Here is an 18,690-nt window from a genome sequence, read left to right as displayed (position 1 = left end):
TGATAAAAAATTATAAATTTGCAGAATCATGAATATTATCAGACTTCAATCGTTATCCGAGCCGGATGTGCAGGTCTATTCTTCGCTTACCGAAGCCCAGCTCAGAAACCGGCTCGATCCGGATAAGGGGATTTTCATCGCGGAAAGTCCGAAGGTGATAAAGGTCGCTCTCCAAGCCGGTTACGAACCGATCTCCTTGCTCTGCGAGGAGAAGCATATAAATGGTGACGCCAAGGAGATTATCGACGCCTGCCCTGACACGCCCGTATTCACCGGAAGCAGGGAGATGCTCGCCCAACTCACCGGATACACCCTCACCCGTGGGGTGCTATGCGCCATGCGCAGAAAGAGTACTGCCGATTTCCGCGATCTATGCCGCGACGCACGAAGAATCGCCGTAATCGACGGAGTGACCGACACCACCAATATCGGCGCAATCTTCCGTTCAGCCGCTGCCTTGGGTATCGACTGCGTGCTACTCACCCCCACATCGTGCGACCCGCTCAACAGGCGTGCCGTGCGCGTGTCGATGGGCACGATATTCCTTGTGCCGTGGACGTGGATTGACGCGCCGATCTCAGCTCTCAAAGAGATGGGATTCAAGACAGTCGCCTTAGCTCTCACCGATAAATCGGTAAGTATCGACGATGCCGCCCTTGCTGCGGAGCCTCGTCTCGCACTGATACTCGGCACGGAAGGGGACGGACTCGCTCTCAACGTGATTGAAAATGCCGACTACACCGCGAAGATACCGATGGCGTATGGAGTCGATTCCCTCAACGTGGCGGCTGCCTCTGCCGTGGCATTCTGGGAACTGCGCATACGAAATAAATAACTGAAGTTTCGCAAGCTGCACTTCAGTGGTTTATAGTTTATAGTTTAAGGTTTAAGATTCACGGAAATCCACGAATCTTTTCATTATACAAAATTTAATGATCATAAACCATAAACTTTAAACCTTAAACCATTTAAGTGAAGCAAGTTGAAAAACTTGCGAAACTTAAATAATACCGCCTATAATTATGACTGATACCAACAATCATCCTGACGTTGCAGACCACGGCAAGGGGATAATACTCGCCGGCGGTGGCGGACATGCCCTATCCGTGGCGGAAGCTGTAACCAACCCTAACTTCTTTGCCGGATACACCGCACTTTCCCCCTCCCCATTGATGGAGCTGGAATGGCGTGGCGACGACTCCGCCGTGGCGGCTCTCGCCGATGAAGACTATAAATTCCATGTCGCTTTCGTATATGCCGGTCTGCCGGTGATGGATAAGCGAAAGAGGCTTATACAGAAATATCGTGATGCCGGAGCTGAATTTGTAAGCGTCATTGCCCCCACAGCTATCGTCACCCGCCACTCCTCGGTAGGCAACGGATGTGCCATCCTCAACCGTGCAGTCGTCAACCGTGCCCGTCTCGGCGAGAACGTAATCGTCAACACAGGCGCAATCGTGGAACATGACTGCGTGATCGGCGACAACACTTTTATCGGTCCCGGCGCAACCATAGGCGGTGGAGTCACCATCGGAGAGGATTGCTTCATCGGATTGGGTGCAAACGTGATGAACGGGGTGACAATCGCATCCGGAGTGACCGTAGCAATGGGCGCGACCGTCAACAGAGACCTTACGGAACCGGGGATATACCACGGCTCCCCTCTAAAATTACATAGACTGAAAAAGCGTTGAAACCTCAGTCACTGAAGTTTCGCAAGCTACACTTCAGTGGTTTATGGTTTATAGTTTAAGGTTTAAGGTTTAAGATTCACGAAAATACACGAATCTTTTCATTATACAAAATTTAATGATCATAAACCATAAACTTTAAACCTTAAACCATTTAAACTTATCAATCAGAATCTTTTTATGAGACCGATAATCATAGCCGAAGCCGGCGTAAACCATAACGGATCGCTTGAAATGGCTCTTCAACTCGTGGATGCCGCCGCGGATGCCGGTGCCGACTTCGTGAAATTCCAGACTTTCTCCTCCGATAAACTTGTGACCTGTTCGGCTGATACCGCCGACTACCAGCGCAAGAACTGCAATGCCGACAACCAGAGGGAGATGCTCCGTCAGCTTGAGCTGTCGCACGATGATTTCAGGAAAATCGCGGCTCATGCCCGCGAGAAAGGGATAGGGTTCCTATCCACGCCCTTCGATATCGAGAGCATCGACTTCCTCGCATCGCTCGACATGAAGTATATGAAGATACCGTCAGGCGAAATCACCAACCTACCCTATCTGAGAGCTATTGCCGAAAAGCATATACCGGTGATAATGTCAACGGGGATGAGCACACTCGCCGACGTGGAGAACGCTTTGAAAGCACTTTACGACGGCGGATTATGCCGCAACGACATCACCCTGCTCCATTGCAACACCCAATACCCCACCCCTTATATTGACGTCAATCTGAAGGCTATGCTCACTCTGCATGAGGCTTTCGGGGTGAGCGTGGGATATTCCGACCATACGAAAGGTATCGAGGTGCCGATTGCCGCCACGGCTATGGGGGCAACCGTGATAGAGAAGCACTTCACCCTCGACAAGAATCTCCCCGGACCGGATCATACCGCATCCCTCGATCCCACCGAACTGCACGACATGGTGGAGACGATAAAGCATATCGCCATGGCTCTCGGCTCCCCGATAAAGAGTGTATCCCCGTCTGAAAGGAGAAACATGTCGGTGGCTCGCAAGAGCATCGTGGCAGCGAAGGAGATACGCGAGGGCGACACCTTCTCTCCGGAGAATCTCACGACGAAACGTCCGGGCACGGGAATATCCCCGATGATGTGGGACGACATAATCGGCAGGACCGCCACCCGCCATTACCATCCCGACGACTTGATTGAACTATGACCCACTATCACCACCTATAATGAGAAAGATCTGTTTCATCACCGGCACACGTGCCGACTACGGCATAATGGTGCCTCTTATGAGAGCCGTGAAGGAGTCTGACGACGCACAGCTGCAAGTGATAGCCACCAACATGCACCTCTCTCAGGAGTATGGCATGACGGTAAATGAGATTATCGCCGACGGGTTTGACGTGGATGCGAGGATAGACTCCCTTCTCTCCGGCGATTCCCCAGCTGCCACGGTCAAGTCGATGGGACTGACCCAGATCGGTATGGCAGATGCCTTTGAGCGACTGCGTCCCGACCTTGCCGTGATTCTCGGCGACAGGTATGAGATGCTTGCTGCCGCCTCAGCAGCCCTTATTTTCCGCATACCTGTGGCTCACCTATACGGTGGGGAGACTACGGAAGGGGCTTACGATGATTGCATACGCCATGCCATCACCAAACTCTCATCACTGCATTTCACCTCAACCGAACTATACGCCCGACGTATAATCCAGATGGGTGAGGAGCCTGACCGCGTGTTTCATGTAGGCTCTCTCGGTGCGCAATCCATACGCGAGGAGAAGGGTCTGCCGCTACAGGAATTGGAGAAAGCAATCGATTTCAGACTCGGTGAAAAGTATGTCGTGGCTACGTTCCATCCCGTGACCACCCAGCCCGGCGAGGAAGAACGTCAGACCTCCGCACTTCTTTCCTCTCTCGACAAGATCATAGCCAAGGGATGGAGAGTGCTCTTCACCATGCCGAATTCCGACACGGGGGGACGCACCGTGGCGACAATGATACGCCAATGGGCGCAATCAAGACCGGAAAGCGTGAAGGCGGTGGCATCTTTGGGAAGGCTGAAATATTACTCGGCATTACGTCATGCCGCTGCAGCTGTAGGCAATTCTTCAAGTGGACTTATCGAGGCTCCTTCATTCGGCATACCAACCCTCAACATCGGCGACCGCCAGAAAGGGCGTGCACAAGGGGATTCCGTGATAAACTGTGGGGTGACGGAGGAAGAGATCACCGCAGGACTTGAAAGAGTGCTCTCCGACACTTTCCGAGAGCAGGCACGCCACTGCGGCAATCCCTACGAGAAACCCGACACCCTCCAATCCATCCTCCAACCCCTTCTCCACTACCCCATCCCCCCCACAAAGCCACCCTTCCGCGACATCCCAGGATAGTCCTCACTCTTTATATCAGGCTGCGTGAAGAGACTGAGTGCAGGGTAGAGGTGACGCGGACCGAAGTCGAGGTGACCCAGACCGTGCATCGTCAGCAGCTCCTTCCCACCGTACTTGAGAGTCAGAAAGGGGATGACAAGATTGAAACGAAGTTTTTTTAGCTGTCATCGCGTGATAGGCTTTGGATGAATTGCTTGGGGGGCATGTTCATCCGCTTCTTGAATGCCTCACGAAAGGTCTTTATATCGCGGAAACCACACATCTCACCCACTGTCTGGACATTCGTCATACCCTGTCGGAATAATGCCACCGCCTTACAGATCTTATACTCGTTGATGAACTCTATGATCGAAACCCCAGTCAAACCCTTAATCTTCTTGTATAGGGAGGAATGACTCATCGCAAGCTTCCGGGCAAGCGTCTCTATGCCGAAATCCTCCTCCATAAGGCTCTCATTGATGATCGTGCGGCAACGCAACAGAAACTTACGTTCCTCCTGATTAAAATTCCTTGCCTGCGTGGAGGGTGATACGAGCATCAATGAGATATCTTGCTCCGAGTGAAGGTGAGAAACATGGTGACGAAGCATCTTGAGCGATATCGGTTTACTCAGATACATGTCGGCTCCCTCCTGATAAGCCCGCAGCATCTCGTCGTCTGAACTTAATGACGACAGCACTATGACTTTCACGTCTGCATTGCGTCCTTCCCCTTTCACAGCACGGATAACGTCATGACCATCCTTTCCGGGAAGCATTATGTCGGTAAGTATGATATCATAATGTCCACCCGATCCCAGCTCTATGCCCTCCTCGCCTGTGGCAACCGCCTTAACCTTATAATCCGAACCAAACGATCTTGAAAGCATTCTTCTCAGCTCCTCATCATCCTCCACTATCAGAATGGAATGCGTGGCGGTCGGATCCTGAATATCTACCGACTCTCCCTCCCCTTGCACGCTAATGCCGGAGACCGTCTCTCCTGCATCATCCGGAGTCTCTTCCGGCAGCACTACCCCCCCCCGATTTCAATTTTCTGATATTCAGTTTGTTATCTAATGGAATTTTTACAATAAATGTCGTACCCACATTCACTTCACTCTCTACCGAGATCTCCCCGTCATGAAGTTCAACCAATTTCCTGACAAACGACAGACCGATGCCGTCACCAACACTCTCCTTTCTCCCCCGCTCCGTGCGGAAGAATGGGTTAAAGATAGCCTCCTGCATATCCTTCACTATGCCTATGCCGGTATCATTGACCTTTATCACGAAACAGCTGTCGTCTTTAGTGAGGCTCACCGTCACGCCCCCCTTTCCCGACGGCGTGTACTTATAGGCATTCGTTATCAGATTGGTCATTATGAACTCTATCTTATCCGGATCAATCCGAGCAAGAAGCGGCTCATTGGGGAGGTCAAACTTGAGATACAGTCCTTTCTGCCGACATAACCCCTCATAATCAGGCATCAGGCTCCGCAAGAGGGCGGTGACGTCGGTATCCCTTGCCAGAAGATTCAGATTGCCAGTCTCCATCTTTCGGATATCCATCACGTTACCTATAAGTTTGTTAAGTTTCAACGAATTGCGATAGATGCCCTTCAATGCCCCGACACTTACAGTGCCGCTGCCGGAATTGACGATCTCTTCTATTTGTGCAGAGATAAGGAAGCAGGGGGTGCGCAACTCATGAGATATGCCGGCGAAGAAATCGAGCTTAGCCTCTGTGAGTCTCCGCTCATTCTCTTTTTCACGCTGTGCCTCCGCAGCCTTCTCCCGCTGCACCACGTAGTGCTTACGCAGACGCCACACCGTTATGATTATTCCCGACGCAAGAAGCCCCCACAACACAAGAGCCCATACGGAAAGATACCACGGATACCTTACAACTATCGTCATTCTCTCCTCGTCGCGCCACTCTCCATCAGCCTCAGCATGACGCACTTTCAGCACGTATTCTCCGGGAGGCACATTCGTATAGGTGGCGCGGCGCGTGTCAGTGACGTTGCGCCATCTCTGGTCAAACCCCTCAAGAAAACATTCTATCTGTATGTTGTCAGGATGAGTCATCTCAGGCACAGAGAATGATACCGTAAAAAAATCCTCATCCGATGCCAGATCCACTCGCCCGTGTCCCGTGCCATAGAGAGGGATGCGTCGCTCACCTGCCCCTAAAATATCTATACGGGAAATCAACGTGGGGAGCATCGGCATCCTTCTCTCCATGTATGAATAAGGAAGGGAGACAAGTCCGGAGATAGTCCCCATAAAGATCTCCCCGTCAATAAGCGCAGCAGCGTTTGATGTATATTCTCCCGGGATACGTGCTCCCTGCACTTTTACAAACCTATCCTGGCTGCGTATGTAGCGAAACAGACCGTTGACTGTGCCAAGCCATAGATTCCCGTCCGGATCCTCCACGATACTTCTCACCCTTGTCTCCGAAAGTCCGTCGGAAGAGCCGTAAAACCGCACTTCCCCCTTCGGATCCCCGCTACTCATGCTGCATAGCCCGGCATTCCCGAGAGAGAGCCATATCCTCCCTTTGCTGTCAGGATAAATACATTCCACACAATGTGAAGGCACCTTAGTCCCAGACTCCGAAAAATCCGACCAGCGACCCACCACCCGGCAATCGCCCGGCGAAAACAGGAATGCCCCTTTCAGACGGCTCCCGACCCAGATCCCCTCTTCGCGCCTGACTATGCTCATCACATCAATTTCCTCGCCGGGAAGCAACTCTCGGAAGCTGCCGGAAGCCTTATCGAAGCTATGAAGGTATCTACCCCCGACAATGATATGCCCGTAGCCGTCGTCCGCCAGGGTCCAGACAAGATTTCCCGGCTCCACCCTCTCATCGAGTCTATGGCATACAAACGAATCACCCGCTATGTCATATTCCACAAGCCCGTGGGAATATACCGTCATCCACAGGCGGTCGCCATCTCTGACAAGCGACGTGACATTATTCCCCGGTATCTCTGAATTACCGCTGTTCCTGTTTATCCTTTCCCCCGTATTGACATCATATATGTCAAGTCCACCGCCGTCAAGGGTCAGATACATCTTTGAACCTATCTTTACCATTCCAGTGACTATATTGAACGACGATATCGCCGAACGGATGTCATACACCCTACAGCGGTTAAGTTCCGATGACATTAGAAATAACCCACGACGATAGCTGCCACACCAGAGATTCCCTCTACGGTCGCAATAAAGAGAATAGATCACGTCTGCCAAAAGTGTGGAATTTCCCGGAGTGAAACTATCCATATCCCCATCTGTGCGCTTGACTACGACTCCACCGCCATCTGTGGCAAACACCACGTTGCCATCATTATCAAGAATGGTTGCCATAAGATCCGAGGGAATGTATGATTCCGAATTCTCCCTAAGACTGCCACGCTTGTCATCCATGACAAATGACACCGATCTCTCCCCTATGCCCCCACCCACATAGACTTCATTGCGGAGCGTGTCGCAGAAGATATTGAGATTATGGCTGAACTTGAACGGCATCCGGTTCATCGTTATCTCTATCTCTCCCGTGCGGTCAAACACGGTGATCCCGTCGTTTGACAATGCGAGAAGCCTACCACTCCCCCCTCGACACATATCGGCATATCTTCTTCCCGTGTCACGAGGTAGCCGCTTGAATGTATAGGCGCCACTGACATGCGTGGTGGGGTCATATCTGAGGATATCACCATCTGACGTAACTGCGAAAAGATACCCTCCGCTTTCACAAAGTCGACTGATGCGTACAGTCAGCGGACGCGATGAGGATTCCGTGCCATCCGACACGCCACAACGCATAAATCTGCCGTCTCCGAAGGAATAGAAATCCAGACCATAATCACTTCCAACAAATATGCCCCCCTTATATGGATAAAGTGCCCTCACCATATTATTATGGAGAGAAGTGGTGTCTGATTCTGAATGACGGAATACCTCCACATCCCTACCATCAAAACGGGCAAGACCATTCCAGGTCCCCACCCATATACTCCCATAGTGATCCTCTGTCACGACATTGACAGAATTATCGGGAAGTCCATCGGCAGACGACACTTCCTTGAAATATGTGGGAAAAGATGCCTGTGAAGATCCTTGGGCTGAAAAGGAGAGAAAACTAAGTAAGAGAACAATGATTTTTAGCATTCTCATGGTCTGTCTTTTTTTATCATACAAAATTAGAGACTCTTCGGGAGACTACAAACCGGACTACAACCTGTTTTTGATACATAAAAGGTAGTAATCTGTATTTCTTAACATCCACCTGCCATTTATCCACAAAACCACCCCCTTTTCAGAAAATAGTCCCATTTTTTCTGAAAATCACCCCGACAATTCACCATTACGCTTAATAACTTTGCAGCCGAATCGGAGCCACACAGCAGTCCGACATAACAACCGACCCACTTAAACTTCGACTTTATTATCAAAAACCGATAAACTCATGAAACAATCCTACCTAACAAATCTAAAACGGATCACGGCAATGCTGCTAATCGCAGTGACCGCGTTCCTCTCCGGCAAGGCGTATGCCGCTCCCGGAGATGCCGGCATCGTGTCAGGCACTGTCTACGACGCGATGGGTGAAGTGGCAATCGGAGCCACTGTTCGACCTACCGACAAAAATGTAAAAGCTGTCGTCACTGATGTTGATGGTGTATTCACTATCAATTCATCAAAACCTCTTGAACTTGAGATCACCTATATCGGGTGTGAGCCTCAGAAACTCACCGTAAAACCGGGGGAACCTGTGGAAATACACCTTAAAGATAGCGCAAGCACGCTCAACGATGTGGTGGTCGTAGGTTTCGCGACCCAGAAGAAAGTCAACCTGACCGGCGCCGTAGGCGTAGCAACGGCAAAGGACATTGCCGGCAGACCGGTGCAGAATGCAGCCGCTGCCTTACAGGGTGTAATCCCGGGTCTCAACATCTCCAACTCGTCAAGCGGCGGTGAGCTGAACGCAAGCAAGTCGGTCAACGTGCGTGGTATGGCTACAATCGGCGACGGCTCCAACGGCTCGCCTCTTATCCTTATCGATGGAATGGAGGGTGACATGAACACACTGAACCCCGCCGATATCGAGAGCATTTCTGTGCTAAAGGATGCTGCCGCATCATCTATCTACGGTTCGCGCGCACCTTTCGGCGTAATCCTTATCACTACAAAGAGTGGTTCTTCAGGAAAAACTGCAATACATTACAGCAACTCCTTCCGCTTCAACCAGCCCCTCACCCCGATGAGCATGATGGACTCATGGGAATACATCAACTATCTCAACGATGTGCAACGCTACACCTCCAATAAACTGGAGTTTGAGGAGGATTTCGTGAATCAGGCGTATGACTATTACACCGGAAAGAGCGACAATTATATCTATGAGAACAAATGGGACGGCTCAAGCCGTCGCTGGGGTACAGGCGAGTGCAGCGGCACGTTTGCCAACGTCAACTGGATCGACGAGCTTTACAAGAAGACTGCCTTCGCTCAGGAGCATAACGTGACTCTCAACGGTGGCAACGACAAGGTGACTTACTATTTCTCCGGCAACTTCCTCGATCAGGGCGGTTTCCTTAAATATGGTAACGACAAGTATGACCGCTACTCTATTATGGGTAAAGTGAACGCAAAACTATATCCCTGGTTGACCGCACAGTACACGAGCCGCTGGATACGCACCGAGTATGACCGCCCGACAATCATGACAGGCGGATTCTATGAGAAGGTGATACGCCGTCTGCCGCCGACAAACCCCAAGTATGACCCCAACGGATACATCGCTGCCGACTACAACTATATCGAGCACCTTGAAAACGGTGGCGAGCACACAGAACAGAATGATGCCTTCACCAACCAGTTCAAACTTATCATCAATCCGATTTCAGGGTGGAACATCACAGGTGAGTTTAACGCCCGCGTAAACAACGACTGGACTCACCAAGATTCAAAGCCGGTATATGCACATGATGCCGATGACCTTGAGGGGCTTAGTCATGAGAGCGTTCACCTCGCTTTTGACTCAGGAAAGGATTCCAACGTATCGGAATACTCATATCGTTCCACTTACCTAAACTACAACCTCTTCTCCGACTATAACTTCAGCATAAAGGATATGCACAATTTCAAAGTGCTCGTAGGTTTCCAGGCTGAAGACTTCAAATACCGCAATCTCAGTGCTAACCGCAACGATATGCTGGTGGAGGATCTCCCCGTGCTTGACCTGACTTCAAGCCAAGAGAGCTACGGCATCGGAGGTGCTTATCAGAAATGGCGCACTACCGGCTTCTTCGGGCGTATCAACTACGACTATGACGGGAAATATCTGTTTGAAGGGAATATACGATATGACGGGTCATCTCGTTTCCGCGCTGAACACCGTTGGGTATGGTCTCCGTCATTCTCTGTGGGTTGGAATGTTGACCGCGAGAAATTCTGGGAGCAGATCTCCGAATGGGTACCCGCCTTCAAAATACGTGGATCATACGGTCAGCTCGCCAACCAGAATACCAACAGCTGGTATCCTACATATCGTGTCATGGGAGTTGAAAATCAAGGCAACACTTGGCTTGTAAATGGAAGCAAACCTAACACGTCATGGTTCCCCGCCCTGATTGACCCCAACCTGACATGGGAGAAAATCCGTAACACCAACCTCGGTGTGGACGTATCGGCTTTCAATTACCGACTGACTGCATCTTTCGACTATTTCTGGCGTAACAACAAGGATATGGTAGGTCCTCCGGTGACTTATCCCGCTGTGCTCGGTGCGGCAGTGCCTAAAGAGAACTCTCTCGCAATGCGCACTTACGGCTGGGAACTTCAGATCGGCTGGCGTGACCATGTAGGGGATTTCAACTACTCTGCAAAACTGAATCTTTCTGACGACCAGACAAAGATCACCAAATATCCAAATGCCGAGAATTATATCAGCAAATATATCGAGAATATGGTCGTAGGGAATATCTACGGTCTCACTACTATCGGCGTGGCTCGTGATGATGCACAGATGGCAGACCATCTGTCGAAAGTCAATCAGGATGCAATCGGCTCAAACTGGCAAGGTGGCGACATGATGTATGCCGATATTGACGGCGACGGAAAAATCACAAAGGGCACAACCAAGGATGACCTCGGCGACCTTAAGATTATCGGCAACAGTCAGCCCAGATACCGTTTTGGCCTTAATCTCTACGGCGAATGGAAAGGTATCGACCTCACACTGTTCTTCCAAGGAGTGCTTAAACGCGACTATTACTTTGATCCGAACGGTGGTCAAGGCACAGGCGGAAAGAGTGCCGTATTCTGGGGCGCGACAAGTGGCGGACGTTGGGAATCAATATTCCTGAAAGAGCATCTTGACTACTGGCGTGATGAGAACAGCCTCCTTGGTGAAAATCAAGACGCATATTATGCTCGTCCTTTATACTACACCAATAAGAACCGTGAGATTCAGACGCGCTATCTCCAGAACGCTTCATACATGCGTCTGAAGAATCTTCAGATCGGATATACCCTCCCGCAGAACCTCACACGCAAGTTCTATTGCGAGAAACTGCGCCTATTCTTCTCTGCGGAAAACCTCTTCACTTGGACGAAGATGTCGAAGGTGATGGACCCGGAGTCGCTTGAAGTGTCTACAATGAAATCCGGATCTTCCTATCCTATCGCAAAGACCTTCTCTTTCGGTCTTAGCCTTGATTTCTAAATATCTTCTTAAAATAAAAGAAATAAATGAATACCATATATAATAAACTTTCTCGTCTGGGTGTCATAGCCCTATTTGGATTGGCTACTGTGGGATGTAATGACTATCTCGACATAACACCTCCATCAGACGTGACCCCGGAGACTTATTTCACGACCGCCGACCAACTCGGTGCATACGCCATCAAGTATTATAACTATTATACCAAAGATGATAATACAGGAAATGTCTCAGGTTCTCGTTGGGATAATGCCTTTCCTCATCATGGCGTCGGTGGTTCTTCCTATAAGTCATTCTTTGATGATGACCAAGGCACTGACAACGAGAGCGGCACCAACGACCGTTTCTTTGATGGCTCATCTAAAGTGAAAGTCGGCAATTCCGGTGGAAGCTGGGGGTTCGGACGCATCAACGACCTGAACTATTTCCTTGAGACTGTGGTCCCGAAATATGAGGCAGGACAGATCAGCGGAGCTGAAGACCTGACAAAGCACTATATCGGTGAGGTATATATGCTGCGTGCGATTGAATATTTCGGCAAATTGCGCTCTCTCGGTGATTTCCCGATTATCCGCACTACCCTGCCGCTCGACAAAGAGGTGCTTGTAGACAGTTCTGCCCGCAAGCCTCGCAATCTCGTGGCTCGCTTCATCCTTGAGGATCTTGATAAGGCTATCAGTCTCCTTTCCGACGGAAGTGCCACAGGAGGACGCACCAGAATCACCCGTGATGCCGCTATCCTATTCAAGGCACGCGTGGCTCTCTATGAGGCTACTTTCGAGAAGTATTTCGCAGGCACACCCTTTGTGCCCGACAAATCTGCCGGTTGGCCCGGTGCCCGTATGGCCTATAACTCATCTTTCAGCTATGACAATGATTCGGAAGTAAACTTCTTCCTTGACCAAGCTCTTGCTGCATCAGGTGATATCGCAAAACGTCATCCCAACCTGACTGTCAACAATAAGAAGATGATCGGTGCGGAGATGACCGGCTTGCCCACAAATCCTTACTATGACCTTTTCGCCACACAGGATCCTTCCGGTCAGGATGAGGCTCTGATGTATAGGGTATATAATCTTGATATCGGCGGCGGTCACTGCCTGAATCAGTATATAAAAGGCGGAAGAGGATATACTCAGGAGTTTGCCAACACATTCCTTATGGACAACGGTCTGCCTATCTATGCTGAGGGCAGTGGCTATGCCGGTGATGATTTCGTGGCTGACACTAAAGAGAATCGCGACTGGAGATGGCGTCTATTCATGAAGGCTCCCGGTGAATACGTATATGAGGGCGACAAGCAGCGTATCGGCGAGGGTAAAAAGAATAAGAATGACAAGGAGTTGAAATTCCCGGCTCTTATTTCCGGTGGTGTAGACTTCACCACTTCTACCGGCTACACGAAAGGTAAAGGTTGGGCTAAGAACTCCACTTGGAGCAAGGGTGGTTTCGATCTGACTTCCGCAATAATTTTCCGCACGGCTGAGGCCTACCTCATTTATATGGAGGCTGCATGGGAGAAATATGGTGATGGTCTTGACGCTGATGCCTGGAACTATTGGGGCAAGCTCCGCACGCGTGCCGGTCTTCCCTCTGACGTACAGGTGACTATCGCTGCAACCGACCTTGACAAGGAGGAGCAGACAAGCCACGACTTCGCACTCTATTCCGGCGGCAAGCGTATCACTTCAAAGGTGCTGTATAACATTCGCCGTGAACGCCGCTGCGAGCTTATGGGTGAAGGCCTGCGTTGGGATGACCTCATCCGCTGGCGTGCTCTTGAACAGCTGAAGACCAACCGCTACTACAAACATGGATGCAAGGTGTTTGGTCCGATGCTCGACTGGGCAAAGAAGTCAAAATTGAAATACGATCAGGGAGACCCTGATAAAAACAATGTATCCTCTCCAAGTGATGTGGATGGTGGCTTCAATGGCAATCCGGAGTATCTATCTCTTCTCCGCGTGTCGAGCAAAAACGACTGGTATAACAGCGGCTACACCTGGAGAATGGCTCATTACCTTGACCCGATAGCTGAAGATCACTTCCTTCAGACTGCACAGGGGGGCGACTATTCCACTTCCCCAATCTACCAGAATCCTTATTGGGGCACTACTCACGACACTCCTGCAACTGAGTGATAACATCTTCTGAAAAAATATAAGACAGCACCGGGAATCGGGTCCCGGTTCCCGGTGCCGATAAAAACAATATCCAAACAAATTTTTAACCTAAATCAATTATGAAGAAATCTTTACTTCTCGCAGCTTTCGCAGCTGCGGTGCTCCCGATGAGCGCACAGAATCCTCTTGATGAGGTGAACAATCTCGTTGCCAACGGTAACTTCGAAGACACCAACTACGTGCAGGCTGTACCCGGCGGCTACACTTGGGATCCCGCAAACACTTGGTACAACCTCGAAACCCTTCCCGGTTGGAATACAAACACGGGTGGTGAGTGGAACGGTACAATCTGGATTCTCTCTGGAGACGAGTATGCCGGTGATGGCGATCTCCGTCCCGAAGAAGACATGCAGTATCTTCATTTCCATGGATACCATGAAAACGGTTGGACCACCATCAATGCCAGTCAGATTGTCAAGAACCTCGTTCCGGGTCGTCAGTACACCCTTGATTTTCTAATCGCTCAGAACCAGGGTGAAGGCAAAAATTGGACTCCGGATCCGAACTATGGTTTCACTCTCAGTGAAGTAGATGGAGACAAAGCCGGAAAAATGATAACAGAAGCAAGCAACATGGCTGAAGGTCAGGATATGGTATATTGTGCCTACACTTTCACGGCTCCTTCTGACCAGGTATTCCTTAATTTCTATCTTGGCAACTATTATGGAGATAAAAACGATAAGGGGGTTCCTAATACGAAAGACCTCTGGATGGATCTCGACAACGTTCGCATCTACTCTGCCGAGGGTGATGAGGAGACTCCTTCTGCTGTAAATGAAGTGGAGATCGACGAGAATGCTCCTGTAGAATACTACAACCTTCAGGGTGTACGCGTGAATGCTGCTTCAGATATGAAGGGCATCTACATCCGCAAGCAGGGCAACAAGTCTACTAAGGTGGTTCTCTGATCCCAACTGATAAGGAACTTATAACCTTTAACAATCAACCTAACCGCCATATTCCTCCGACAGCATGGCCGAAGGGACATGGCGGTTTCTAAATAATTTTAGATTTCCAGATTATGAAAGCAAGACTCTTCGCAATAGCTCTCGCTGCTGCCGCTCCAATTGCATGCTGCCTGGCAGCGGGTGTTACCACTCCGGAAGCCGGGAAATATTACCGCATACGCCACGTCAGCGGACTATATCTCACAGATGCACGTTTCAACAGCCGTATTGCCGACAAGGTGGATGATAACTCCCAGATCGTGCAGTTTGTGCCCGTTGAAGGTCAGGAGGGGGTATATGGCATCAAAAGAATGAGTTCCGGTATGTTCTGCGGCTCCGACAACAAATGGACAAGCACTGCCATCTCAAGAAGCATACCCCTATCCCAACACCGCATCGCTGTGGCTGAGGCTAATCCGGAATATGTGGTGATACAGAACGTCGGCATGAACGAATCAAAGAACTGTATGGGCGTGGACGATACCAAATCCGGATCTGCCGTATATACCGACAAAAACGGTAAGGACACGGAGAAGCATCTATGGGTGATTGAAGAGGCGGATCTGTATAAGACCGACACCGAGACCCCGACCGACTTCTATGCCGACAAGACTCTTCCCGCTGATGACCCACGTGCCAACGCCTACGAAGGCTATAAGCTCGTTTTCGCTCAGGAGTTCAGCAAGGATGGCAAGCCCGACAGCGAAATATGGAACTTTGAGGAGGGTTTCAAGCGTAATCAGGAGGATCAGTATTACAACGGTGACAAGAACACCTACATTCAGGACGGCGTGCTCGTAATCGAGGGGCGCAACGTGCTTGACGAGAAGATCAAGAATCCGACATACGACCGCTACAACAAGTCGTGGCCTTCAAATATCGGCAAGTATCTGACGTGGACCTCCGGCTCAATGCAGACAAAAGGTGCATGGGATGGCGGATACACATGGCAATACGGCATATATGAGGTGCGTGCAAAAGTGCCGCAGTATGTCGGGAGCTGGCCTGCTATATGGTCTACCGGTATGCAGCATGAATGGCCCTACGGCGGCGAGATCGACATAATGGAGTATTACGGCAACCGCATACATGCCAACGTATGCTGGGGCGACGGAAAACGTTGGGCAGGCCACTGGAACAGTGCGACTGTGCACGACAACGAACTCGGTGCCGGCTGGGGGGATGAGTATCATATCTGGCGCATGGTGTGGGATTATGACCACATGGAGCTATGGTGTGACGATATCCTCGTGAACAATATCGATCTCGACACCACCGATAACGACATCCCGACAGGCGATCTCGCAGGAATTGACCACGGCAACGGTTGCAACCCCTTCCGCGACGTGCGCCACATGCTATGGCTGAACCTCGCCCTCGGCGGCATCAACGGCGGATCGCTGGAGAATACTCCCCGCCCGCTCCGCTATCTCGTGGACTATGCTCGCGTCTACCAGAAGATCGGAACCGATGGAAAAGCCAAGTATAAAGTTGACGAGGTGATTTCCGAACCGACCTTCACCGTGGCTGACGGCGAGGAAAACGCCTCTTCAGGCATCGAATCAATAACGACATCCGCTCCATCTGAAAATCAAAGGATTTATAATCTGCAAGGCATTCAAGTAGGTAATGACTCGGAAGAGTTTCGTGGCTCCGGTGATGTGTATATACTCGTAGAGGGCAATTCCTCCCGAAAAGTCATTTTATAAAGTAGTTTTCCCTTCTATTATGGTTCTAATGTAGAAAAATTAGGTAAAAATTTTGTTTTTATGGTCAGCGGCATACAATGCCGTAAGTTAAAGCCATCCCAATTGTTTGATCATACGGGATGGCTTTCAATATTCTTATCCGAGGGATATGCCTGTGGTATACCGAAAAAATACTTGCTTATTAATGAAGTTTATACCACTACAATAATAAACCTATTGCCTCTCACAGTTGTTTTGTTATTGATGACGGACAGCACCGTCGTAATTTGACATGATTATATAAATCTCACTATAGCTATGAAACACATCAAATCTATTGTGGCAGGCGCTGCCATTGCTGCCGCCGCTCTTGCTATTCCTGAAAATTCGGGTGCCTGCACTCGTGTGGTGTATCACGGTGCTGACTCAATATTCGTGGTCGGTCGTTCGCTCGACTGGAAAACACCTATCCCCACCAATCTTTATGTCTATCCCGCCGGTATGGCAAAGGTGGGTTCAGATGCCCCGGGGGCAGTGTCATGGACCTCTAAATATGGTGCCGTCTATGCCGTGGGGTATGACGGAGGCATCACTGAAGGCATGAATGAGAAGGGACTTGTCATCAACGGTCTGTTCTGCAAGGGGACTGTATATGACAATGAGGATACACGCAACCGTCCGCCGATGTCCCTTTCCATGTTCGTGGGCTGGCTTCTTGATATGAATGCCACTACGGATGAGGTGGTGGAGGTGCTTGAGAAGCATGATTTCACCTTGAGCGGCGCCACTTTCGACGGGGGCACCGTCTCGGCTCTACATTGGGGCATCACGGATGCTTCGGGGAAGAGTGCCATTCTGGAATTTGACCATGGAGTAGTGAAGGTCTATGATATGGATGACGTATGGGCAATGACAAACGACCCTCAATGGTCTGACATGAAGGCCATCATAAATTATTGGGATAAGATAGGCGGAAAGAATATGCTTCCCGGCACAGTCAGCAGTCCTGACAGATGCGTGCGCGCCAATTATTTCGCTCATCATGTGGATGCGGTTAGCGACCCCGCCCTTGCCGTGAGTATATGCCGGAGTGTGCTTGTGCCGTCATGTGTGCCCTACACTTATCTGATCGAGGGTGAGCCAAACGTATCATCCACTCAGTGGCGTTCGTATGCCGATGTCAAGAACAAGCGTTATTATTTTGACATAGTGACCAATCCCGGATATTACTATGTCGACCTCTCGAAATGCGATCTGCGGAAGGGCGCCCCCGTATTAAAACTCGACACGTCGAAAGAGAAGAACCTCGTAGGGGAGGCAAACCATGCCCTCAATAAATCCACACCATTCAATCCCATATACTAAATCCAATCTCCTAATATATCCCAGTCTTATCAGACAATTGTCCGTATCGTCTTCCGTCGGTACGGACATTCTTTTTACCGGTAAGACTCCAACTATGGCCGCATGATTATCACCGGCTTGCCGTTCAGTCCGGGATAAACCTGCCCCCTCTCCTTTCTCTGAAACAGTGTATCAAATGCGGCAGCCTCCTCCAGCGTTGGGAACGAGCCGGCTATGACGTAGTAAACCCTATCGGCGTTCATTACCCCAAACGCGGAATAGCCCTTACTGCACAAATCCTCCACCTGTGCCACACAATTCGTATTCATCTTATAGCTGCCTACAACCACGTTATACTGTTGCAGCTTGCCCGACGACGATTCCAACATACGGATACGATCCATCTTAACATACACTGAGTCGCCATGAACCACATGCAACATGGGACCGTCAGTATTAATCAGCCCTCCCGAGGGGATGCCGAGCTCGGCATCAAGCGCATCCGATGCCTGGCGTTTCTTCTTCGCCACGTCGTAGGCAGCCTGATAATTCTTCTCCGTGGGCTTACAACCCACCATTCCTGTCATGGCAATCGCCACACTCAATAGTATCAATGATTTCTTCATCTTCATCTCCATTTCCAATAAAAAATATTGCGACAAAATTAAGCAATTTTACCGAAATTCATAAGACTCTAATTCAGAAAAAAACGGAGACGAGATCTGCAGATCCCGTCTCCGAACCCTATATGTA

12 protein-coding genes are annotated in these 18,690 nt (G+C 50.0%); 9 read left to right on the top strand and 3 right to left on the bottom strand.

The features are described from left to right. Positions 1-28: 28 nt before the first annotated feature. The 4 genes from E5331_RS14005 to neuC all read left to right on the top strand — a co-directional run bounded on the left by E5331_RS14005 (position 29) and on the right by neuC (position 4,053). A complete protein-coding gene (locus E5331_RS14005; protein WP_123483227.1) occupies positions 29-835 on the top strand; it encodes a TrmH family RNA methyltransferase in 807 nt (268 codons plus the stop codon). A 187-nt stretch (positions 836-1,022) separates the two neighbouring features. Continuing rightward, positions 1,023-1,694, top strand: a complete 672-nt coding sequence (locus E5331_RS14000) for a NeuD/PglB/VioB family sugar acetyltransferase (RefSeq protein WP_123483228.1) — start codon at positions 1,023-1,025, stop codon at positions 1,692-1,694. Positions 1,695-1,871: 177 nt separating this feature from the next. Beyond that, a complete protein-coding gene (neuB, locus tag E5331_RS13995) occupies positions 1,872-2,870 on the top strand; it encodes an N-acetylneuraminate synthase (RefSeq protein ID WP_123483229.1) in 999 nt (332 codons plus the stop codon). Between the two features lie 19 nt (positions 2,871-2,889). Beyond that, the gene (gene neuC / locus E5331_RS13990; protein ID WP_135985519.1) at positions 2,890-4,053 is read left to right on the top strand and encodes a UDP-N-acetylglucosamine 2-epimerase; all 1,164 of its coding nucleotides are present in this window, start codon (positions 2,890-2,892) and stop codon (positions 4,051-4,053) included. 157 nt (positions 4,054-4,210) lie between these two features. Here the strand turns inward: neuC and E5331_RS13985 are convergent, their stop codons facing one another. Together E5331_RS13985 and E5331_RS13980 are read right to left on the bottom strand one after the other, a co-directional pair. Continuing rightward, positions 4,211-5,065: a response regulator gene (locus E5331_RS13985; RefSeq protein ID WP_136013274.1), complete on the bottom strand. Its 855-nt coding sequence runs from the start codon at positions 5,063-5,065 to the stop codon at positions 4,211-4,213. Continuing rightward, on the bottom strand, positions 5,040-8,222 hold the full coding sequence (locus E5331_RS13980) for a ligand-binding sensor domain-containing protein (protein WP_136013273.1): 3,183 nt from the start codon (positions 8,220-8,222) through the stop codon (positions 5,040-5,042). Before E5331_RS13980 ends, E5331_RS13985 begins: the two co-directional genes overlap by 26 nt. A 292-nt stretch (positions 8,223-8,514) precedes the next feature. Here E5331_RS13980 and E5331_RS13975 point away from each other — a divergent pair, with 292 nt between their 5' ends. From E5331_RS13975 to E5331_RS13955, 5 genes are all read left to right on the top strand, one after another. Next, positions 8,515-11,775 carry a SusC/RagA family TonB-linked outer membrane protein gene (locus E5331_RS13975; RefSeq protein ID WP_135985515.1) on the top strand — a complete coding sequence of 1,087 codons (3,261 nt, stop codon included), beginning with the start codon at positions 8,515-8,517 and terminating at the stop codon, positions 11,773-11,775. A 26-nt stretch (positions 11,776-11,801) separates the two neighbouring features. Beyond that, positions 11,802-13,916 carry a RagB/SusD family nutrient uptake outer membrane protein gene (locus tag E5331_RS13970; RefSeq protein WP_135985513.1) on the top strand — a complete coding sequence of 705 codons (2,115 nt, stop codon included), beginning with the start codon at positions 11,802-11,804 and terminating at the stop codon, positions 13,914-13,916. A 101-nt stretch (positions 13,917-14,017) separates the two neighbouring features. Beyond that, entirely contained in the window at positions 14,018-14,866 is an 849-nt protein-coding gene (locus E5331_RS13965; protein ID WP_135985511.1) for a hypothetical protein, read from the top strand. Between the two features lie 113 nt (positions 14,867-14,979). Continuing rightward, positions 14,980-16,614, top strand: coding sequence for a glycoside hydrolase family 16 protein (locus E5331_RS13960; RefSeq protein WP_136013272.1), 1,635 nt, complete (start codon positions 14,980-14,982; stop codon positions 16,612-16,614). A 297-nt stretch (positions 16,615-16,911) separates the two neighbouring features. Beyond that, positions 16,912-17,958, top strand: a complete 1,047-nt coding sequence (locus E5331_RS13955; protein ID WP_123483231.1) for a linear amide C-N hydrolase — start codon at positions 16,912-16,914, stop codon at positions 17,956-17,958. 92 nt (positions 17,959-18,050) lie between these two features. Here E5331_RS13955 and E5331_RS13950 read toward each other — a convergent pair whose 3' ends face one another. Beyond that, on the bottom strand, positions 18,051-18,563 hold the full coding sequence (locus tag E5331_RS13950; protein ID WP_135985505.1) for an SPOR domain-containing protein: 513 nt from the start codon (positions 18,561-18,563) through the stop codon (positions 18,051-18,053). Positions 18,564-18,690 lie beyond the last annotated feature (127 nt).

This window comes from Lepagella muris, assembly GCF_004793975.1.
Taxonomy (GTDB): domain Bacteria; phylum Bacteroidota; class Bacteroidia; order Bacteroidales; family Muribaculaceae; genus Lepagella; species Lepagella muris.
The sequence above is the reverse complement of the archived record's forward strand: the minus strand, read 5'-3'. Positions and strand labels throughout refer to the sequence as shown.